At 58.0% G+C, this 20,852-nt stretch carries 12 protein-coding genes and 5 pseudogenes; 11 read left to right on the forward strand and 6 right to left on the reverse strand.

Annotated elements, in window-relative coordinates; genetic code table 11:
- Positions 1 to 134: pseudogene (locus tag GV044_RS13760) on the reverse strand (IS3 family transposase); the annotation flags it as partial.
- A 136-nt stretch (positions 135 to 270) separates the two neighbouring features.
- Between GV044_RS13760 and GV044_RS13765 the strand changes: the two are divergent.
- Together GV044_RS13765 and GV044_RS22640 are read left to right on the forward strand one after the other, a co-directional pair.
- A complete protein-coding gene (locus tag GV044_RS13765; protein WP_305778433.1) occupies positions 271 to 492 on the forward strand; it encodes a diguanylate cyclase domain-containing protein in 222 nt (73 codons plus the stop codon).
- Complete coding sequence (locus GV044_RS22640; RefSeq protein ID WP_305778434.1) at positions 455 to 592, forward strand: hypothetical protein; 138 nt, start codon at positions 455 to 457, stop codon at positions 590 to 592. Before GV044_RS13765 ends, GV044_RS22640 begins: the two co-directional genes overlap by 38 nt.
- Before the next feature lie 605 nt (positions 593 to 1,197).
- Here GV044_RS22640 and GV044_RS13770 read toward each other — a convergent pair.
- Together GV044_RS13770 and GV044_RS13775 are read right to left on the reverse strand one after the other, a co-directional pair.
- The gene (locus GV044_RS13770) at positions 1,198 to 1,503 is read right to left on the reverse strand and encodes a PepSY domain-containing protein (protein WP_159871769.1); all 306 of its coding nucleotides are present in this window, start codon (positions 1,501 to 1,503) and stop codon (positions 1,198 to 1,200) included.
- Between the two features lie 1,182 nt (positions 1,504 to 2,685).
- Entirely contained in the window at positions 2,686 to 3,015 is a 330-nt protein-coding gene (locus GV044_RS13775) for a PilZ domain-containing protein (RefSeq protein WP_159871772.1), read from the reverse strand.
- Positions 3,016 to 3,470: 455 nt separating this feature from the next.
- Here GV044_RS13775 and GV044_RS13780 point away from each other — a divergent pair, with 455 nt between their 5' ends.
- Positions 3,471 to 3,776, forward strand: a complete 306-nt coding sequence (locus tag GV044_RS13780) for a DUF1153 domain-containing protein (protein ID WP_159871797.1) — start codon at positions 3,471 to 3,473, stop codon at positions 3,774 to 3,776.
- Positions 3,777 to 4,415: 639 nt separating this feature from the next.
- Here GV044_RS13780 and GV044_RS13785 read toward each other — a convergent pair.
- A complete protein-coding gene (locus tag GV044_RS13785) occupies positions 4,416 to 5,582 on the reverse strand; it encodes a hypothetical protein (protein ID WP_159871775.1) in 1,167 nt (388 codons plus the stop codon).
- A gap of 203 nt (positions 5,583 to 5,785) precedes the next feature.
- Here GV044_RS13785 and GV044_RS13790 point away from each other — a divergent pair, with 203 nt between their 5' ends.
- The 3 genes and pseudogenes from GV044_RS13790 to GV044_RS13800 all read left to right on the forward strand — a co-directional run bounded on the left by GV044_RS13790 (position 5,786) and on the right by GV044_RS13800 (position 10,126).
- The gene (locus GV044_RS13790; protein ID WP_236554984.1) at positions 5,786 to 6,946 is read left to right on the forward strand and encodes a tyrosine-type recombinase/integrase; all 1,161 of its coding nucleotides are present in this window, start codon (positions 5,786 to 5,788) and stop codon (positions 6,944 to 6,946) included.
- A gap of 1,009 nt (positions 6,947 to 7,955) precedes the next feature.
- Positions 7,956 to 8,072 (forward strand): annotated as a pseudogene (locus GV044_RS13795) (ATP-binding protein); the annotation flags it as partial.
- A 263-nt stretch (positions 8,073 to 8,335) separates the two neighbouring features.
- Positions 8,336 to 10,126 (forward strand): hypothetical protein, encoded by a 1,791-nt coding sequence (locus GV044_RS13800; protein WP_159871778.1) that lies wholly within the window; start codon positions 8,336 to 8,338, stop codon positions 10,124 to 10,126.
- A gap of 308 nt (positions 10,127 to 10,434) precedes the next feature.
- Here the strand turns inward: GV044_RS13800 and GV044_RS13805 are convergent, their stop codons facing one another.
- Positions 10,435 to 12,333 carry an Ig-like domain-containing protein gene (locus GV044_RS13805; RefSeq protein ID WP_159871781.1) on the reverse strand — a complete coding sequence of 633 codons (1,899 nt, stop codon included), beginning with the start codon at positions 12,331 to 12,333 and terminating at the stop codon, positions 10,435 to 10,437.
- Positions 12,334 to 12,637: 304 nt separating this feature from the next.
- Here GV044_RS13805 and GV044_RS13810 point away from each other — a divergent pair.
- Positions 12,638 to 13,995, forward strand: a pseudogene (locus GV044_RS13810) (IS701 family transposase).
- Between the two features lie 36 nt (positions 13,996 to 14,031).
- Here the strand turns inward: GV044_RS13810 and GV044_RS13815 are convergent.
- Positions 14,032 to 14,445 (reverse strand): hypothetical protein, encoded by a 414-nt coding sequence (locus GV044_RS13815; protein ID WP_159871784.1) that lies wholly within the window; start codon positions 14,443 to 14,445, stop codon positions 14,032 to 14,034.
- Positions 14,446 to 14,765: 320 nt separating this feature from the next.
- Between GV044_RS13815 and GV044_RS13820 the strand changes: the two are divergent.
- The 4 genes and pseudogenes from GV044_RS13820 to GV044_RS13835 form a co-directional block, all read left to right on the forward strand.
- Positions 14,766 to 15,177, forward strand: a pseudogene (locus tag GV044_RS13820) (integrase); the annotation flags it as partial.
- Between the two features lie 219 nt (positions 15,178 to 15,396).
- Entirely contained in the window at positions 15,397 to 16,440 is a 1,044-nt protein-coding gene (locus GV044_RS13825) for a MucR family transcriptional regulator (RefSeq protein ID WP_159871787.1), read from the forward strand.
- A gap of 858 nt (positions 16,441 to 17,298) precedes the next feature.
- Positions 17,299 to 17,597, forward strand: a pseudogene (locus tag GV044_RS13830) (transposase); the annotation flags it as partial.
- A gap of 796 nt (positions 17,598 to 18,393) precedes the next feature.
- Positions 18,394 to 20,280 carry an Ig-like domain-containing protein gene (locus GV044_RS13835; protein WP_159871794.1) on the forward strand — a complete coding sequence of 629 codons (1,887 nt, stop codon included), beginning with the start codon at positions 18,394 to 18,396 and terminating at the stop codon, positions 20,278 to 20,280.
- The last annotated feature ends 572 nt before the right edge of the window (positions 20,281 to 20,852 follow it).

Consider the following 20,852-nt stretch of genomic DNA (forward strand, 5'->3'; position numbering starts at 1 on the left):
GCCGCCGATGCTGCAGGCTGCCTTTCACGATTGGCAGCACTGACGTTGCGCCGCGGCTTCTTGAGCCGAAGGCTCAGTCCATCCTACCGGTAAAGCCGGTAAACGCGATTATGGTTCACCTGCCATCTCCGCCTGCTTCAACGCAAAGGCGATCTGCTCCTCAGTGTACCTCGACTTCTTCATTTCCCAGCTATTTGCCCGAAGGCTTCACAAGGCCGGAAAACTCTCACTCAGAATAGATGAAAAAATTTGGGGGACGTCACCATCAGCATGGCAAGGAGGAATGTGCCTACATCGCTTCCCAACCGACTAGCCCTCGATGAGTTCTACGCCGGCCGCCTTCCCCTATCCCCTCCTGAGACCATGATTGCGGTGCACTATCTTGACCTGAATGGCTTCAAGCCGGTGAACGACAAGTATGGCCACGCGGCAGGAGACAAAGTGCTAAGAGGCGGTGGCTGGTCGCCTCCATTATGCCGTCCGCAAGTCTGACATGGTGGCCCGGCTCGGCGGTGACGAGTTCGGCCTCGAGGATGCGGACCAAGCATACACACTTTCCTGGCTCGTGCGGAAGGCCCTGGAGCGAAGGTAGGAAGTTGGTTGCTTCGCTATTTCGCTTTCGGCAACTGTCGGCACGGTCGTCAGCATGGACCGAAGGTTGACGCTCGACACTTTGCTTCAGCTGCCGGACGCGGAGTTGTATCGTATGAAGCGGGGGCGAAAGAAACTGCAGCACGAAGCCTTGCTATAGGCTTTTGGAGCGTCAGCGCTCACCTGTACGCGTCGGGAACACCGAACCTCATGCGCTCATCGTGGCTGCATCGTAAGGCTGCTGCAGCTCAACTATTTCATCATACGAGCCGCGCAGCCAGACATACACATCCTCGGCCTACAAATCGTGATTATCGCCTCGTTTATAACTTCTGCTGATGACCGAACTTCGGCCCTTGCGGGTATCTCTCACGGCCACTTTCGCCACAGGTGCCGTGGCGATAGCGAGAGCACTGCTTCTGGCGGACGGATCGTTGGATGAGCGCATCTTAGTTGTGGCCGGGATACGGTGCATGCCTACTTGCTCAGAATTTCTGCAAGAATCGTATTTGGCGAGTTACGAAAGGAAACGAACGAGCGTACAAAACGAGGCTTCTTACTCCAACAAATCGAAGTCCTGGACAACGATGTGTGGTCAAGCCCCTCCTACCAGCGGCCAATGATGGCTCCGGACTGAGCGTCAACATCAACAAACACGACCCTCCCGTTTCGAATGAACTTAAGACGGTATGTCATGGCTGTCGGGTCGTATTCAGGCCCAAGGTACTGCATACCTGACATTTGCGGCAAGACAAGCTGCTCGATCTCACGGGTCGGACGCACCTTGTGAGCGCGACGATCCCTACGTAGCTCGTTCTGCTCGCCGCCCTGGCTTGCATCAACAGGGATCGCAACAAGGCTCGTTGCACAGGCGGCGAGCGCTAACGCGCGTGAGGAAAATTGCCGGTTCATCTTGCCCGGTAGTGTTCGGACAACCCGTTGAACAGCATGTGAATACGATGCCTTCGATGTTAACCTCGCATCCGATTGGCGCCAGCTAAACCAAATTAAATATCGCGGCGCGATGGGCTTGCGGTAAATAGACAACTGGCCACAACGGTTGATCAGGCTGCGTACAGATGCCCGCTCGGCGAGCATTGCTGCTCTACGCATTGCCGGCGTAATTCGCTAGCTGCAGCCTTCTGGCGGGTTTGCAGCTGAGCCTTGCCTGTGGGGCTGAGAGCCGGGCAGGCGTTTACCACTTCTGTACAGACGGGGGATGGTTAAGGTCCCACAAGTGCACACCGCGATCGCCGCGCCTGCAGGCAAACTAAATCACTGCTATCGCGGCCTAAGTTAGGGCGGCGGGACATTGATGAACTTCATCGAAGTAAAAGTTGAGGGCGTCTGGCGACGCGTGTCTGTGGATGACTGGTGGCAGCTAGGTAAGGAGCCGAAGCGCTGTGCATCGTGTCATGGCCCGGTCCACATCACGCAAGATCATAGCGGCAAGAGGAGACCCGGTGTGACCCACCGTCGTGGGCGCGCCGAGTGTCTGGGCGACGACACGATTCTGTCTCCGCGGCATCCGAATGCCTTGGATTAGAGAGGCTGGCGCTCCAAGCGCCATGATCGGCAATCCAGATCCACAGCGAACCGTCGATGAATGGCCTAGCCTGGCTACCGTCTCGCGGCGATCGTATTGAGATCACTGGGCTGGAGAAGGCGTGCAAACTCGCAGCCCACAATTCCCTTCTCCCACCAGGCCGCTTTTGCTGCCACGGGCTCAAGCCCCGGGATGGTCAGCCAACATGTGGTGCCCTTGGGTATGGGAGTGATGGCTGTAGCCGAGAAGCCGAACGGGGATAGGTCTCTCACGACCGTTTGCAGTGATTTGCCACCTACGGGTCTTAAGGTAGCAGGCATTGTGCAGCGGCTACGTACTGCGGATCGATCCTCCTGAGAGGCCTCGGCGTAAGCTTCACCCTGAGCGGTCATCGTCATCTCGGCATCGCCTTGTATCCGCCCCCGGATGCCCGCTTCGCCCCCGATCATGGTGCCGGGTTCTTAACGAGATCCTAATGCGTAGGCAGGCCGTTTGATGGCGGAGGGATAAGCCTCGACGCCATCTCGCAGCCGAGCTCACGCCATAGGCTACAGCCAACGCTCAATCAGCGCGTCGAAATCAGCTTGGTTAAGCAGTTCCTTGAAAGCGCAGCCAACAACGCCTCCCTCCCACCAGACGACCTCCGCCTCGATCGACGGTACGCCAGGCAAGGTGAGCCAGCACTTGGTGCCTGGGTTGAGGCGAGCGATCGCGATCGCAGCAAAGCCGGAGAGCGAAATATTCCTGGTCGTGGTGGCCAGGCGCTTGCCCCCGGCCGGCCGTATATGACCGGGGATCGCTACGCGCGTGCGTGAAGCAGAGCGATCCTCTTGTGTGGCATACTCGTAGGTGCCGAGATGCGGCGTTGTTTTGATCATCAGGTGCGACCCCCGCCACCCTTGTGGCTGGAAATGTTTCTACCGCGCATAACTTAAGTAAGTCTTGCAAATCTGCAGGGGTTTCCACGCTACACCCATCGCTTACCCTTAGGGCAAGCACCTTGGCAGCAGCATCTAAGCTTCAATTTATTCGCGGTCAGCCGGAACCAATCCAGGCGCTTCGCGGTTGACCTTGCAGAGCGCCACTTTGAGCGCCGCGTCGTCTCGCCTGCGCTATAAGATGAACCCCTGTTCATGAAGCGCCACGCTACATCACCACACATCTAGTGATCTTGGGTGTTTCATACAGCTCCTCTGTTTTATCTTCACAGCACGGTGAACTGCGTGTCCGTTAACTATTCTGTTAACTATCTCTGGCATCTACTCGTTAAGGATTTGAGGCGATAACGCTTTTCAAGAGCTGAACGCCCGGTACTACTCGGAGATAGATTATGATGAACGCTGATAATCAGATCGTTCGTGAAGTTGTTGGTCCGCTTGGCGAAAAGTTGACGCGGGATATGCTGCCTGAGCCGGGCACGTCGCGCTGGGTCGCACGGCGCAAGGCTGAAGTGGTCGCTGCGGTTGAAGGTGGCTTATTGAGCGTGCCGGAGGCCTGTGCGCGCTACGAGCTTTCGCTCGAAGAGCTTGTCTCATGGCAGCGCGCAGTCGAACGTGACGGCATGCCAGGTCTACGCGCATCCAAGGTCCAGCAGAACCGCCAGCGTCACGAAAGGCTGAACCGGCGTCAAACTGCTTGAGATTTCGCGACTAGGTTGCCCGCGCGAACAACTGAGAACTTTCCCTCAACCCGGTGGTCTTACGCAAGACGCTGCCCAACGGCCTTGCTTTATTGCTGCACTTTGCTGGCGTTGGAGCACCAGCAGGCGCTAAAAGCCGCTGCTCATGCTAGCAGTTGAGCTGCATCTATAAATCATAACCTTTTCAGCGCTGCGGGCAGCGACCTTCGTAACGGCAACGCGCTCAAGGACATATACACCGTCGTGTGACTTCGTGGCCAAGTCGCGGCGCCTTCTCTCAAGTCGCAAAGGCGCAGTGCACCTTGCAGCCTAGATCCATCGGATGCCGTGTATTTGAACCGCACTAAGGTTGCTGGGTGCTCCTGCTTCGAAAGCGACCGCGCCATGGCCACCCGATACGACCAGCTCGCCATCAGCTTCGTAAGCATGGTGCATATCGCAACCGCCAGATACTGGCTCAAATCCGTTTATGCCGCCTAGACTTACATGTCACCGCGCCAAAACTGCCGGCTGCCGCTCGCCGGACATCAACCCGCGGGCGAACGAAGGTGCGCACTACCTCTGTGCTAGCGATTATCGTACTTCCCCATCTCTGATCTGAGTCTGTTTGCTGAGCCAGCGGGTGATGTCACTGCGCTTTCAACGGAAGACAGGTTGTCGCGCGAGTAGAGCGTCGATGTCAGCCATGGCTGCGTCAAACTCCTCCAAGGCGGGAGCGAGGGCAGGGGCGTGGCTCTTTCTCGGTGGAGGCGTTATCCGTTCGTGTGACTCAAGAGTGGCGAGCAGCACCATACCCTTGACCTTGGACCGTCGTGCAAGGCCAGCGCTGACAAGCGCGTCAGCAATGGCGTAGGTCCCGCGCCGGCTGACCCCGAACGCCGACACCATCTGCTCGACCCCGAGTGGGGCGAAGGCGGCGAGCACGGTCCAGACCAGCGGGGCCCGCGCGTTCGAGCGCAGATGGCCAAGCGCGCGGTCCGTCCGCGCCGCTTGCCTACAGGACGCCACGATCAGGTCTGCGAGGCGAACGGCGGCGCGGCTGAGGTCGCGCGCTAGCACCATCCGCCGCTCGCCAGGCCAGAGGTGCGGTTGCAGCGCCTCGGCGGTGATAGTGCCGGGGCAGGGCAGGGCGATGCTCCATGTCCCGCCGCCATGCAGCAGCTTGCCCATGTTCGCGTCGACCGCCCATAGCGGCGATGTCGCTGCAGCTTGCTCCAAGATGACCTGACGTTCGCCCAATATCAGCGTGTGCGGCGCGCGCTCCGCCGGCGCAAACAGCGGATCGGTGCCGAGTTGGACCACCAGCTGCCACATCCGCTCGAACGGCAGGGGCGTGCCCGCAAGCGAACTGCCCTGGCTGACGTGATCGGACGCGCAGGCGAGCGCCTCGCGCGCGAAGCGGTCGTTCGAAGCTTCGGGTTGATCCACTGTAAAACGCGCCGCGGCGGTGATGGTTGTAGCGGCGGAAGCGAGCGGCTGCCAGGGATGATGGGCCAATTCGCGCAGCAGCGTGCGTACGATCGCGGGCGCAGAGCAGGGCGCGCTGCCGATTGGCTGGGGCTCGCGCTCAAGCCCGGAGAACCACTCATTAAAGCCGCGTTGGGTACCGGCAAACCCCGCCTGCAGCAAGGCTTCGATCAGCACGTGGCGCAGCAGCGCCATCGCGAACAGCGCCGCTTGCGGCGCCGAGAGGCTGGCGACGAGCCCGTCGAGGCGGCCCAGCGCCCAGGCGCACTCCGCTTCCACACGTCCAACTGCACTCTGAGGTACGTCGGCATCGGAAGAGAGCGGATGATGGCGTGACATACCTCATGTGTAGCGAACAAGACTTCGCTTCACAACTGCCTGCATAGTACCGTGATGGGGATTGTATAATTGCACTTATCATATACGCATATTGACCCACATGTCGCCGGAAGGCTACGAGAAGCGCCATGGATGCTCCCCAGTCTGACACCTTGAGCAACGTACTCATCGGGGACGAGGCGAGCGCTGCCCCTGCTGCACAGATGGACGAGCTCTCCTGGGCGATCACCAAGATGAAGGCGGGCGCTCGGATCATCCTGGACGCGCAGCTGATCGAGGCCTTCCGCGCGAGCTCCTCACCGCACAGCCTGCGCGCGCTGCGATCGGACCTTGAAGCCTTCGACCTATGGTGCCGGCACGAGAGCCGCATCGCGCTGCCAGCATCGCCTGAGACCGTGGCCGATTATCTTGACGTGCGCTCAGGGCAGGGCGGCAAACCGGCATCGCTGGGACGCTACAAGGCCTCCATTGCCAAGCTCCACCGGCTGCTCGACCTTGCCGATCCGACCGCAGCCTCGTTGGTCAAGCTGCGCTTCGCGGCGATCCGGCGCGCGCAGGGGACGGCGCAGACCCAGGCGCGTCCGCTGCGATTTAAAGGTTCGGTGCGCGATGTTGCACGCGACGCCCCTCGCGGCCTCAACATCCGCGCCTTGCTCGAGAGTTGTGTCGAGGACCTGCCGGGGCTGCGTAACCGAGCGCTGCTCTCCGTCGCCTACGACACCGGGCTGCGCGCGTCGGAGCTGGTGGCGGTGGCGGTCGAGCACATCGTTGAGGCTATTGATCCTGAGGCCCGGCTGCTGATTATCCCACGTAGCAAAGGCGACCAGGAAGGCGAGGGCGCTACGGCCTTTCTATCGCCACGCTCTGTGCGTGCAGCTGCGGCATGGCTGGATGCCGCGGGCTTCGGTAGCGGGCCGATCTTCCGCCGGGTCAACGTGCGCCGCTACAAAGCGCGGGCTGCGGTGAAAGGCCGGCCGACCTGGAGCTTCTCAGGCCGCGAGCATTGGGATCTGCGCAAGACCTTGTCCAGGCCGGCAGTGCCCGCGCGAGTCGAATACGATGTGGGGGAGGGCGGTTTGCATCCCGGCTCCATCGGGCCGATTTATCGCAAAATGATCCAGGAGGCGTTCGCACGCGGGGCGCTGCCCGATCTGACTGCGGATGATCTGACCCGATTGCTCAAAGGGATCAGCGCGCATTCCACGCGCGTCGGCTTGAACCAGGACTTGTTCACAAGCGGAGAGGACCTTGCCGGCATCATGGATGCGCTGCGCTGGAAGTCACCGCGCATGCCGCTCGCGTACAACCGCAACCTGGCGGCAGAGCAGGGCGCGGCCGGTCGGCTGATGGCTAAGCTCGGGTAATTGCTGTATGAGATTCACCTTGCCAGGCGAGTACGTCGAGGCGCGAGTACAAAGCCGTACAGTATAGGCCGTAGACAACCGTCGAGAGGAAACCTGCACAGGTCATGTGCTGGCAGACGAGCTAACCGAGCTTCAGATCAAGGGTTCGTGAGTTGCTGGCGAAGCTATTTTCCCGCAGGGTAGCCTGAACTCGAAGGTGCGAATGAACCGCTTTGCGCTGGGTTGGCGAACGCACAGCTTGCTGCTAGCGGCTCGGCACTATCTCCAAGGCAGCTTATCGAGTTACAGACCGAAGTTCTGCACGAAGGTGGGCGACTTCCTTTGCACGGTACATGGCGATATCTGATATTTTAAACATTTGCCGGCTTCCAGTACTCCTCCATGCGAATGTTAGGCCCCCACGGACGCGCCAATGCAGACATCATGATCGCGAATGGCGATCGGCGCGTCTAGCGCTTGGACTAGATCGCGGACGATTGTATCCGAGTTGTCGCCAGGCAGGCTTGGAAGAATGCACCCAGATTCATTTCCACCAAGACGTGCTGGCGTTGCGCCCTGCCTAGATTTAGTCAACGCCGACAGCCTCCGAGAAACCTCCTAAGCTTGCAATTGATTGAAGATCCTCTTGAGAGGAAGGGATCGAAATGAGATTGAACGGATTGGGAACGGCATGTTTGACGGGTTGGATCGGCGCTATCGATCGTTCTGCTCGCCGGAACCAGGCGGGAGAGCAAGCGCTCGTCGCTAGGGCTGGGAGAACATAGACTTACTGGCCGTTGCTTGGCGAGCGCCCCGAAACGTCTTCCGGCTTCAGCCTGGAACGCCTTCTAGCTGCTTCCGCCTTTGCTGCAGGGGCTTCGGGTGGATTGCAACCCGTGACAAACATCAATTGTGGACCAGCGCGGATTTCGCGAGCGTGATGTCGCCATTCTCCTCCAGCAACGTCATGATGAGCTCGGCATGCGCCTCGGTCTTCGAGAAACGCTGGTCGCCGCCCGGCGTGCCCGCCACCGCGCTGCTCGATCGCCTTACGCACCACTGCCACATCCTGGAAACCGGGAACGACAGCTTCGACTTCAGGGCCAGCAGCGCTTCCATAGCACGAAAGGAAAAATCACCCGCTTGACCCATCTCCCGCGTCGCGGGACATACCGCAACCCGGATCATTTCTCGATGGAAATCCCGGGTCAACGCTCAGCGGCGATCAACATTATCACCTCTAAATGATGTATTTGCTCACAAGATTGCCCCATCTTGAGACACTATGATGTGATCACTTTGTTTTTATTAGCGAAACGAGAACTGGCTATGTGGAACGCCTTGGTTAACGCTGTGTGAATTCGTGGCGGTTAGCTGTAGTTGTATGCTTGGAATGTGGGAGCATAGACGATGGCAAGCGCAACAGTGTGGTTCGGTGTGGCTGGTGACGAAGATGTTTGGTATCTCCGTCGGGCAAGTACTGCCGGTTTTTCTCCCGTCAATGTTGCCCTGCTTCCGGGATTTAAGCCAAGCTTCTCAGCGCCAGCTAACCAAGTTACGACAAAGGACACCGATACCGCCTGGTTTAACGAGCTGCTCTTCAGCAAGCGCGTACTAATGAACACGAGCTCGGGGATTACTAATGTTGATGTGACGGGGGCGTGGAATACCGTAAAAAATCTGCAAATCAAGTCGGCTGGTGGCCAGAACTTCTATGTCGACGGCATTGTGCATGTTGATGCACAGTTGGGTTACGGCACCACCGAGGCTACGAACCTCTTTTTGAACGGCGTAAAAAGAGCAAATGTGATCACTGGCGATGGTGGTGACACTATAGACATCCGCATGTGCTACGATCAGAATTCAGTCTGGAATGATGATTTCCGCATCGCAACTTTCGGGGGGGATGATGTAGTCCGCATCGCCGGCCTTGCTGTCGCGCAAGAACTAGCGGCTGGCGATCTGACCTACATCGAATCTGTCAACAAGCCCGGCCTGCCACTTTTGACATCAGGCGCAGGGCACAACGCGTTCTTTGCCCTTGGCGCAGGGAACGACACTTTCATTGGCTACAACACGAACGACCATGTTGAGGGTGGAACGGACGGCGGGGCCATTGAGCTTGTCTATTCCGAGAGCGCGCCGAGCGGTTTCGCTTACAGCATCGGCGGCGCGACAGCTGGCGGACACAACAGCACGCTTTACAAAATCGACCTCAGCACCGGCGTGACCATTGCTGTTGGGCCCGTGTCGATCTCGGGGGCTCCAGGTAATAGCGGCACGAACTTGGACGTTGAGTCTTTGACGTTCAGTCCCGTGGACGGGCAGCTGTATGGCTTTGTCAAGAGCACAGGCAACACGGTCGGGCTGATCAAGGTCGATCCGCTGACTGCCGCCACCACGTTCATCGGTGGTACTTCGGCCGGCTACAAAGCCGAGCTCCAGGACATGGCATTCGGGACGGATGGAAAGCTCTACATCGTTTCGGAGGGCGACCTCCTCTCAGTAAATACATCCAGCGGCGATGTCGCGATGATCGGAGACAACACGTTGTCTAAGAAGATCGCAGCGCTCGCGATCAACCCAGATGATAACAAACTCTATGGTTTGGCCCAGGAGGGTTCTAACTCGATCGTATACTCGATCGACAAGGCTACTGGGCTGGTTGGATCCAGCGTTCAAATTTCCAACCTTCCGGCTAACGCAAAAATCGAGGGCATGGGCTTCGACTCGTCTGGCAAGTTGTGGGCGGAAGATCGCGTCTCTGGCCAGATTTATTCGCTGGATCTCACCACTAAACTCGCAACCGCTGTCTCGACAACGCTGGGCACCTCGAAGCAGACGGGGGACGGTTTTGAACAGCTGGCAATCGATGGGCGTTCCGTCCTGCAGCTGACCGACGTGCATGCAAAAGGTGGCGACTTGATCACCACCGGTGAGGGTCACGATCACATCTTTTACGCCGCAGGTGATGGAGTCGATCGTGTCACTGACTTCGACGTGGCGAACGACATCCTGCATATATCAGGCTATACGGCGGCCCAAATCGATATCTCGGAATGGAATGGAAACACTGTCATTAGGTTCCATGACAATAGCCCAGACGGATTTGTGGATAGCTCACTTATTCAGTTAGACCATGTCATGGGATTTAACGGGGCTTCCATCAGCTACGTAAGCGCCCCCGAATACTACCTCTGACTTTGCGTTCTTGCAAGGTTTCTGCGGACCGGATCAGTCTCCCGGTCCGCCCCGAGGCTCTCTGCTTACGCTTAATGCGGTCATTCAGATCGATACGGCTCCCGCCTCCACGTGTCCGCATAACCAAGCGTAGGGTGGGAGGCCGCTACTTGCTGCGCAACTGGCCACCTTGTTCCCATCGCCTACTGCTGTGGCTAGCCGCCCCTCCAGCTTTGGCGGGAGCCAAGCCTGCGCTCCCGTAGCGAGACAATCTGCAATAGTCTGGAGTTTGAATCGGCCTGTGGCATCGCTAGCGAAGGCACAGACACCTAAAAGCTTAGACTGGCGATGCCCGCTGCCGATCCTGGAAGGCTGTAGATGTAGAATGTAACGTCGTCGTGGATCACTGCGCCATCGTACTCGAGATATTGCACCGCAGTACCGGTCGTTCCGTCCACGTCAATCGTTCCTACTTCACCTGCTGTTCTAGTGTCGGTTGGATCGCCTGATCCCCCAACGAGTCTGACCATACCGGCCGTTCCAAGAGCTGTAGTTGATAAGGCCGATGTCGTGACTAACACATCTTTGAGGCCGAAGTTGTTGATTTGATCGTCCCCCAGGCGGACGTCTAGCCCGGTATCGAAAAAGAAAACGTCCTTCTTCAAATCGCCGGCGTCGCCGTTCAGTATGTCGTTGGAAAGCTTTCCTTCGAGTGCAGCAACTGGTAGGACCGCACCGTCAGCGTAAACGGAAAGTCCCGTTTGGTCGTTACCTAGGAAGCGCAAGCTAGTTACTCCAGCGATTACGACTTGATCGGCGCTGCCCACCCCATCAAGCGCAAGAGTGGAAGAAGATAACGCAATAAAGCCATCGCCATTGCCGTCGTAGAGCTTGCCATCAGTAACAAGGATATCGCTTACCCCAAAGTTCGTGATCTTGTCCGAACCAGAGTTTGCATCGAGGTCAAAGTAAAAACTGTTATGCTGCGCGACACCGGTTAGCGTGCTTGAGGTCGATGCTGAGCCATTCACGGTATTCGGGCGTTGAACGAGCGGAGAGTTTGGTAACCCAGATGTGGGACTATCTGGCGTCACAGGAGGAGCAGTTATGGTGACTGTGACAATCGCAGTGTCTAGGGCTTTTCCGTCAGAGGCGGTGTAAGTGAAGCTGTCAGTCCCAACGTAGCCGGCGGTAGCCTTGTACGTGTAGCTGCCGTTTAGGTTGACTGTCACGGAGCCATGTGCCGGAGCAAGCTTCAGCGCAGCAGTGAGCGCATCGCCGTTAGCATCTTTGTCGTTGGCAAGCAAATTGCCCACGCCAGTTTCACCCGAGACGATCGCCAGCTGGTCATTGATCGCATCAGGCGCAGTGTTGGTGGTCAGGGGCGTGGTCGTAGCACCGTTTATGTTGGCAACAGTGGTTGCAAGGTTGTCAGTGACGCCCATATAAAAGACGACTGTTGTCGACCCACCCGCAGCAAGCGTCCCAAGACGAAAGTTGAGGTTGATCGATGTGTCCGTCTTGGTTGTGGTGCCGACCGCCTGAGGGGTCGAGACAGCTGCGGAATACGGGCTTTCGTTGATGAAGCCGTAGCTCGTCACCACAGCACGAGTGTCCCTGGAGTAGAGGAACATCGACTTGCTGGACCCAGCGGCCGCAGCCGTGATCAACGCCCCGTCGTCTCCCTGTTTGACGACGGTGTTAACGGTTGCATAGCCCTCGCCAAGGTCTGGATCGGCGGTGCGCATGTACCGCAAGTCAGCCATCGTAGATGCTGAGTTGTTAGTAAGTGTTACCTGGAATCGAATGTACTTGGCATCTTCAGTTAACGTGATCTTCTGATCCACCCCGAGTTTCTCGCTCGTGGTGCCATTCCAATTTGCCTGGCCAACGCTGCTCGTGGAGCTATTGCTGGCGGCACCTGCGATCTCCACCAGGCCTGCCATCTCTTGATTGGAATGAACGTACGTGCTGGTCCCAGATTTGTAGCCGATATTGAACCCTTCAATGGGTGCGCCACGTACAATCGCGTCGCGCAGGGCAGCATTGCCGACTCCAAAACCGTCTGTGTCGCCAAGTAGGCCAACCCGAGAGTAGGTCAGATCAGTAGCATAGCCCGCTGGCGCAGAGTACCGCGACCCGATATCACCGCTGCTATTGACACCAACAGAGAGGTACTTTCCTTGCAAGAAGACTTCGTTGTTAACCATTTTAGTCGATATCGTCACGCGTGCTTCCCTCTACGGTCATCGGTAAAGCCGATGGTCCGTCCCTCTCAAAATGGCATAACTCGCCCCGCAGCAAGCAACATAGTTTCAGTTAACCAAGTCCGAGCTTATTGCCTGCCAAATGCGACAATGCGACGCAAAGGGCCGCTGAGATGAGGGAACCTCCCGGGCGAACCGATCGATGGGGTGCTGTCAGTCCAATGCGAACCACTCCACACAAGATGCACTTGGGCTTCTAAGGACGGTCCCAGCACTATTTTGGCGGACGTTTGATTTCGGGGATTTCCAAGCAAGGGATGTGGTAATTCATAGAGAGCCAGCTTTTGGAAGGGCTGGTGATGGATGCGGATTGGAGAGCGGATCTCGAGCGTTGGCTTGAGCCGGTTGTAAGCGGCCTTAGACACAAGATCCGTCGTCGGATGTGCCCGGCCTACATTGCGGTTTTGATCGGTCCCGGTGATCGCAAGAGTGTGCAGCCGATGGCTGCTCGTGGCGGTGAAGCGGGGTATGACCAACTTCATCACTTCGTAGCCGCGGGACGATGGGACAGCGCACCGCTAGGGGCAGCTCTTCTGAGGGGGCTGACAGGCTGGTGGGTGATCCCAACGCCTTCCTGGTCATCGATGATACAGCGATGCCGAAGAAGGAACGTCACTCGGTCGGTGTGGCGCCACAATATGCTTCGTCGCTGGGCAAGAACGCAAATTGCCAGACCGTGGTGTCGGTAACGCTGGCATCGCGTGAGCTGCCGGTGATGGTTCGCTTGCGGTTATTCCTGCCGGAGAGCTAGACCAGCGATACAGCGCGCATGGCTCGTGCCATGGTGCCCGCTGACCGGCAGGTCGCCACGACCAAGCCGGAGATAGCCGTCCAGGAGATCGACAGCGTCAAGGCTGCAGGCGTGCGTTTTGGCTGCGTCTTGGCAGATGCTGGATACGGCATGAGTGCACCATTCCGCCAGGCGCTGAGCGAGCGCGGCTTGTTGTGGGCGGTGGCCATACCCGGCCGGCAGAAGGTGTACCCAGCGGACGTCGCAATGATCTTCCCAGTTCCGGGGCACGGCCGGCCCGGCCAACACCACATACCCGACAGCAAGTCGCTTGCCGCAGAGAAGGTACTTGCCGAGCAGCGATGGAGAGGGGTCAGTTGGCGGCGGGGTACAAAGGGACGGCTGACCGCACGCTTTGCGGCCCTGCGCGTCGGCGTCGCCGATGGCCCGACCCAGCGCATCCGCGACCTGGGCAACCAGCATCTACCCGGTGAAGAAGTCTGGCTCGTGGGCGAGCATCGCTCAACGGGAAAGCGCAAATACTATCTGTCGAACTTGTCCGCCGACACACCGATCAAGACGCTTGCCGGTGCTATCAAGGCCCGATGGATCTGTGAGCAGGCGCACCAGCAACTGAAAAAGGAACTCGGCTTGAACCACTTCGAGGGCGTTCATGGACCGAACTACACCGACACGCGCTGATGTGGATGATAGCCTACCTCTTCCTTCCGTCCCGCCGCCTCAAGGCAGCGGGACGGAAAAAAGAGTCGGGGGACCGCCGCCGCAACCCAGCATGCCAGCGATCCGGCAGGCGATCCTTAAGCTCTTCGCACGCCCACCACCCATACACTGCCCGCATTGCAATGCGCTTGTCACCCACCCTCAACACCTAATCTGCCAAGGTAGTGCTAGAGCGTTCCAGCCTGCGGTCAGGCTCTTACCGGTACCGTCGGAACCGGCATGCAGGCAGCAGCATTTCGCAGCTCTTCGTTCGTAAGCTCGCGGTGGTCTATCCACCATTTGGCATCCTGTACCGCTCTCAAGACTTCAACGATGTGGGCGTCCGAGCCGGCGGCTATGCACGTTGCAAGCCGCTGCGCACGGATTGACTCCGCCCAACTAACCTGCCGATCGGTACCTGTAAGTGCTGGACGGGCGAGGTGGGCGATCGCCAAGTCATTTTGAGCTGCGACTTCGGCCTGCTCGGCGCGCTTCTGCGTATTGAAACAACTGCGGCATTGAGTGCTCGTCAGCCAGCGCATCTTGCGCTCCCGCTGGCTCGTGAAGCCGTCGATATGATGGTCCTGCATATGACCACAGGCGTGAGTGATGCGATGATACATGCCGCAACGATGCTCGACGTAATCTGGCGGACAACCGGATTGAGTCGAGCTGAGTCATCTTTGCGCCCGAACGTGTAGATTGCGAGCAGTCTCGGCGCAGGCCGGTATCACGGCAGCGAAGGTTATCGTGCATTGCCCAGACCCTCGGAGATCGACATGAACGACCGACCTAGGCTGGGGAACGGAAAGATGGCCTTAAGTGGCCGCTTTTAAGTGCTCAGCAGCCGTAAATGCGCCGGCAAGATGCGCACACAAAGAGGGCAGTGCTAAGCTCGCACAAACCTTTCTCCCCGAGCCCGGCCAGGTCCGCCGGGTCAACGCGGCGCTACAAGGCAATGGCGGCGGTGAAAGGTCGGCTGACCTCGAGCTCTTCAGGCCGCGAGCATTGGGATCTGCGCAAGACCTTGACCAAGCCGGCGGTGCCCGCGCGGGTCCAGTACGGTCTGTGGGAGGGCGCTTTGCATCCCGGCTCCATGGGGCCGATTTATCGCAAAATGATCCAAGAGGCGTTCGCACGCGGGGTGTTGCCCGATCTGACTGCGGATGATCTGACCCAGCTGCTCAAAGGTATCAGCGCGCATTCAACACGTGTCGGGTCAACCACGACTTATTCACGAGCGGGAAAAGATATAGCCGCTGCGCTGGAAGTCGCCGCGCATGCCGCTCGCGTACAGCCGAAATCTCGCCGCCGAGCAGGGCGCGGCGGGAAGGTTGATGGCGAAACTGGGTTGATCTCATGCTCGCGAGGCGAAGAAAGTGAGCGTGCCTTGCTGCCTTGCTCGGACCCAAATTGAGACGCGCTGAGACGGCAAGTCGCAGGGTGCTTTTTTAGCCTCGATGTCCATAAAGGACGAAAGATCGCAACCTGCATGATCTAGACGAGTTGGCTTGATTAGCTGAGTATTTGGTTTTGCGCTGAGACGACGCCTGCGAGCTTAAAGGGGTAATCGAATGTCTGGAGTTTATCCTACCCACGATGTGATGGCGCTTACTGTCCAACTGCTGAGCGTTTATCTCGCCAGCAACGCCGTCGCTCCCGAAGATCTCGCCGGGCTTATACAGTCCACCCGCAACGCGCTCGGCGCAGAGCAGGCGGAGGCTCTACCAGAAGCGGAGGCCGTTACGCCGGCAGTCTCGGTGCGCAAAAGCCTTGCCTCGCCCGAGCACATCCTCAGCCTCATCGACGGCAAGCCATATAAAACGCTGAAGCGGCACCTGATGAGCCATGGGCTGACGCCGGACGCCTATCGTGAACAATATGGTCTTCCCTCTAGCTACCCAATGGTGGCGCCGGCTTATGCCGAGCACCGCCGTGGTATCGCACAGAAAAGCGGCCTGGGAATGCGCAAGAGCGCGTCCGAGCCAAGTCCGAACTCCAATGTCGATCAGCTTGATCGCGAAGACGTGGGTGATGGTCAGGAGGGTTCGCTGGCTCAAGTCTCCGCACGGGAAAGTGAGCAGCTAGGCTCACAACTCGCTCAGGATGGCGCCGACACTCGCGCAGCTGAGAGCGACGTTGCGGGTGAAGTAGCTGGCACCACTCCAGTTGCAGATTCTACTCCGGCTGCTGAGGCACACGACCGGACGGAGCCCTCAAGCTCTACCTCTGCCGAGAGTTCGAAGGGCGACGCGGCCACAGGTGTCGAGAAGCGGGCCAAGTCTGCATTAGCAAAGCGCTCTACGAAAGCCGCTACGAAGGCATCTGGAGCGAGGCGCGGCAAAGCGAAGGCTCAGGCGCCAAAGAGCGCCGAAGTCACTGCTGAGACCACTCCTGCGCCGAGTTCGTATGCTGATGTGCCCGGTGTCGATGCGTCCGCAAAGAAGCCGAAGCGCCGCTCCAAATTAGGTTTGTTCAAGGACTCTGAGTCGAACGCAGAAGTCGCTACGAACGGTGACGCTACGCCTGCCAAGCGCAAGCCCATCAAGCGCATGGCTCGTAACGCCGACGCATCGGTGGATGCGCAGCCTGAGGGCGCAAATGGTGCAGGCGAGTAGCGACACCTGCGAGCCCGGAGGTGGGCGGATCGCCCAACAAAAGGCACTCTCTGTTCCACGCCTATCGTCAGGTACGATGAGCGGGAGTGGCCCTTCGGGTTGCTTGCGGCGGCTCGCTTGCGCGCCAACGCCTGTCACTCGACAGCGAGAGTGGCACGCTACACAAGTCGCAGAGCGCATGGCGTGTGCCGTCCTTGCTCCGGCAGATCGATGCCGTAGAGGGTTTATGTCGACCAAGAAAGCACAGGAGTGACACCACGCTACAATAGCCCTTGTTGCTCGCGCGCCCAACAAGCCACAAGCGTGGCCTGCGGACAAAATGTGGAAAGGTTGTGAGTTCTTGCGAATGCAGGATCACCGATGATGCACACGGCGAAGTTCAATCGTTACCGCGCCGCTGGCAGTCGGCTTGCCCGTGCCTTTCGCTCGCGCAAGATACTGAGGAGCATGGCAGCGGCGTCGCTGGCAGCGGCCTAACCGGCAACTCCTCAAGTTAGATTAATGGTCAGCGGTAATTCACCGATCGTGGATGCTAACGCCGGGGGAGGGGATGCAACCCAAATATCCTCCCCGACGTGGAGCTTTACCTTACTAATCCGGCTCGCTCCGGCCCAAGGGCTACCTGAGGTCATGCGAGCGAATGCGGCAGCGCGGGCAGCCTCGTCGGACCACAGAACTATAGCAAGGAAAGCGCCGCTCTCGTCTCGGATCAGGCACGAACCTAATGAGCCGAGAGCGCGGAGCTCGCATGTGGCTTCGCGCCCTGACTGGCGGAAGGCGTCCTCAAGCGCTTGCTAAACTTGCCAGCGGTAGATGACAATAAAAGGGACGAGGCGCACTCTCTGAGTCACCGTCATGCATCTCGAGGAGATCGCCTTCCACGTCGCGCCCGGGGCGCATGCGGTCCTTCTACTCGATCAGCCCGAATGGCACGGATCGGCCGAACCGGTCGTGCCTCCCAACATCACGCTGATGCCGCTGCCGCCGAGGTGTCGGGAGCTCACCCGGTCGAGAACGTGTGGCAGTTCATGCGCGAAAACTGGTTGTCGAACCGCATCTTCAAATCCTACGACGACATCGTCGACCACTGCTGCTTCGCCTGGAACAGGCTCGTCGATCAGCCATGGCGGATGATGTCCCTCGGCCTGCACCAATAGGCTCATGGGTTCTGATAAGTGCGCGTTGGTATAAATGCGACTGGCCGCAGGTCGTCTATGGGGTCGACCGAAGCGATACGTGCCCGGGCGAGAGCAGGGGTCCTCCACGCGCAAGGCAGCTACCGGCAGTGGGGAGATGGTCCGAGCGCTCGTGCCTGGTTCAACATCTTTCAGATCGGCTCTGGCAAGGCGTGCAAGCACATGGCTGCTATAATTGCATACGTGATCCGACCATGTCCGCGTGCCCGACGGCACCGTACCGATACAAAAATGGCGCCTCCCCCACGACCGTCTCGTGAAAGGCCACGGCCATTCACAAACCTTCTCGGCCGCATCGAGAAGCCGCTCCCATCGACGATTGTCCTGGCCATGAGCAGCCAATCATTGGCGCGTCAGAAGAACAAGCCGGAGAACGGTCTGCTCAATGCAACCACCAAATTTTGACGTGGGCAGTATCTACCCAAGACTTGGGCAAAATCTGAGGCATAAAGCTTACGATCTCTGTAATCTCACGTTCAGCTTGCACACCTTAGTGGCCGGCATGGCTGGTAAAGGGTGTCACCGCCGCTCACTTCACGGGAGCGGATGCCGAAGCGTTCCCGAGGATCCTTCGTTGCATTTCTCGAAAATAGAAACGGTTCCGCATCTTGTCTGGGCTAATGCACATTTGGTCGAAACGTGCGTTGGTTAATACGTTAATAATCTTCTACGGAATGATTGGTGCAGAATGATGGGCCAGTAGGCTTGTCATGGTGGGATGCCAGCGACGACACTGCTGGTGATTTGAGGGATGGTCATGGCAGTTTCAAGCAAGTCGGTGGGAAACGAGATTTTCCTGCAGGGTAAGTTTCTAGCGATTGGCGTGAATAGCTCGGGCGATATCGGGACTCGGTATTCGGCCCCAGCTGGTATTGAGCATGATCTCACCTATCGTCGGGTTGGCCTATTGGCCGACACTGATGGTTTTGGAACTGGTGAAGCTGCCATGCGCGACGCTGTTGTTCGTGGCGCGCCGCTAGAGGGCTTCAATATCGGTTATAGGACTGGCGGTAAAACCTATATTCAGTCCAATCAAGAGCTGGCTGGTCTTACAGAAATCGCTGGCGACGAAAACAACAGCTCCACGTCTTCGGTAGGCCAGGCAAATTGGGAAGGTCGAACCACCGAAAATCTGGCCGTTGATCAAAAGATCTCGCTAGGTGAGAATGATAAGTTTATTCGGTTTGAAATCAAGCTGACGAACAATTCAAACTCTGCTATGGATGATCTGCGCTATATGCGCACGGTCGACCCGGATCTCGCCTCTGAAAGTTATTCCACTGTTAATACCATTGTAAAGCAAGGTGCTGGAGGTGCGCTTGTTACAGCTGGGGCTACTTCTTCAAGCAACCCGATGTTTCTGTACTCGACCGATGCTCGCGCTATCGTGACAAGCTATGGGTTCATTAACGAAAATCCTTATGACGCGGCGGTTGCCACTCGGCAGGGTGTGGGTACCGTAACTAAGACGGATATGTCACTCAACCTGAACTTCATCCTGGGATCTCTCGATCCGGGGAAGTCGACAACCGTCGTCTTCTATATGGGTGTGACTGACGACCTGGACGCGACGGTTGCGAAAATCGATGCGCTCGGCAATGAGCCGCGACCGACGCCGACTAACACCGCTCCCAATGCGATTGATGACGCGTTGACAATTATAGCTGGTGAGACCGGCCAAGGTAACGTCCTTACAAACGACAGGGACGCAGAAAAGGATACGCTCACGGCAACGCTAAAAGCCGGGCCGGAGCACGGTGTGGTCACCCTCAAAGCTGATGGTAGCTATGTCTACAAGGCCGATGCTGGCTATATTGGCGCGGACAGCTTCATCTACATTGCCTCGGATGGCAAGGTGTCAGATGTCGCTAAGGTTGCGATTACCGTTGCGCCGCCGCCGGTAACCTCTCCTGGGCTGCCCAATTCGCCTCTGCTTCCGCGCGGCACGATAAATGGCTCGGCTTCCACATCCGACGAGTTGGTCGGTTCAACGCAGCACAACAGCTTCTACTTCAACCTAGACGTCATGTCCGGCGACGATAGGATCGTCAATTTTGGCAACGATGATATCCTTGTCACGAAGGGTGCGTTGTACGACGGTAACGGTGATGGTGTAATTAGAATGGGCTCAAGGCTCAAGCTTGATGCCACAGGCGTCTCTGGCTCAGTCGCTATTTCTGGCCTATCGAGCCTACGTTTTCTAGGCACCGACGCCACCGGCCTTTCTGTTTATGCCGATGCCTCTAGTAAGCTGAAGCACTCAATTGAAGGCAGCATTGCTAACGATGTGCTTAGCGGCGACGTGGCTGATCTCGTGAAGGACACTTTTTTCTTCGATACAGCGCTTGATATCAATTTAGGCAATGACCGAATTGAGAACTTTGGTTCAAACGACGTGCTGGTTACCACTAGTGCACTTGCAACAACCTCTCTGGGCAGAGGAGGGATTGTCAAGCTAGTCGGCGGGTCAGGGAATGCCACTGACACGATGACTCCGGGAGAGGCCGGCAGCATCGACCTGAATGGTATTGATGGCCGTGCGGTGCAACATCTCGATTTTGATGGGTCAGTAGTGCGCGGCGATGTTACCTACTATTTATACAGCCTTGCTGAAGCGCAGCAAACGAATTTAATAACAGTGTGAGTTGGTCTCGCACCGAATAGCGCGAACCGTAAGCTTGTCTGAGGGCTGAGCAGTTGGACATCTAAGAAATTTACGCCTTGTTGGAGATGTGACAGACCCCGACCGCCGGTCCTTCCGCTTGTCGAGCGCTGTGACGCTGCAGCTGTTCTTGCCTAGATCGACGCCAACCATCACTACTACGGTCATGGCCGGCCCCTTTCTGCTAGCACCGGCATCATATCCGATGTCGGAAGATTGGGGCGGGCCATTCCGTAGACCGACATTGCTCATGCGATCGCCCCTGAAGGACAATTTGCCGTAGGGCGACCGTACAGACTGACGTGATGTAGTGGACGGCCCCTGCACGAGCGTAGCTGTGCAATGATGCGGCCCTTGAGCCACGTCTAGGAGTCGGCCCCCATGCAGCAGGATGTCGACACCCTCGACGTCAATCGTACGCATCCGGTAGCGGCCGCGGTCGAAATGTAGCGCGGACGAGCGTGCCTTGCGTTAGGCTCGGTGGAGGAATGCCTCGAAGCCTTCTTCAGCCAACGCGCGTCGGAAGGCTGCATCGGCGTCGCGATCGGTTTCGA

The organism is Novosphingobium sp. 9U (assembly GCF_902506425.1).
Lineage (GTDB): Bacteria > Pseudomonadota > Alphaproteobacteria > Sphingomonadales > Sphingomonadaceae > Novosphingobium.

Coding starts and splice junctions, on each gene's coding strand:
- GV044_RS13790 (WP_236554984.1), top strand. CDS start 5,786: ATGGACGAGCTCTCCTGGGCGATCACCAAGATGAAGGCGGGCGCTCGG.
- GV044_RS13800 (WP_159871778.1), top strand. CDS start 8,336: ATGGCAAGCGCAACAGTGTGGTTCGGTGTGGCTGGTGACGAAGATGTT.
- GV044_RS13785 (WP_159871775.1), bottom strand. CDS start 5,582: ATGTCACGCCATCATCCGCTCTCTTCCGATGCCGACGTACCTCAGAGT.
- GV044_RS13770 (WP_159871769.1), bottom strand. CDS start 1,503: ATGAACCGGCAATTTTCCTCACGCGCGTTAGCGCTCGCCGCCTGTGCA.
- GV044_RS13775 (WP_159871772.1), bottom strand. CDS start 3,015: ATGATCAAAACAACGCCGCATCTCGGCACCTACGAGTATGCCACACAA.
- GV044_RS13835 (WP_159871794.1), top strand. CDS start 18,394: ATGGCAGTTTCAAGCAAGTCGGTGGGAAACGAGATTTTCCTGCAGGGT.
- GV044_RS13815 (WP_159871784.1), bottom strand. CDS start 14,445: ATGTATCATCGCATCACTCACGCCTGTGGTCATATGCAGGACCATCAT.
- GV044_RS13780 (WP_159871797.1), top strand. CDS start 3,471: ATGAACGCTGATAATCAGATCGTTCGTGAAGTTGTTGGTCCGCTTGGC.
- GV044_RS13765 (WP_305778433.1), top strand. CDS start 271: ATGGCAAGGAGGAATGTGCCTACATCGCTTCCCAACCGACTAGCCCTC.
- GV044_RS13825 (WP_159871787.1), top strand. CDS start 15,397: ATGTCTGGAGTTTATCCTACCCACGATGTGATGGCGCTTACTGTCCAA.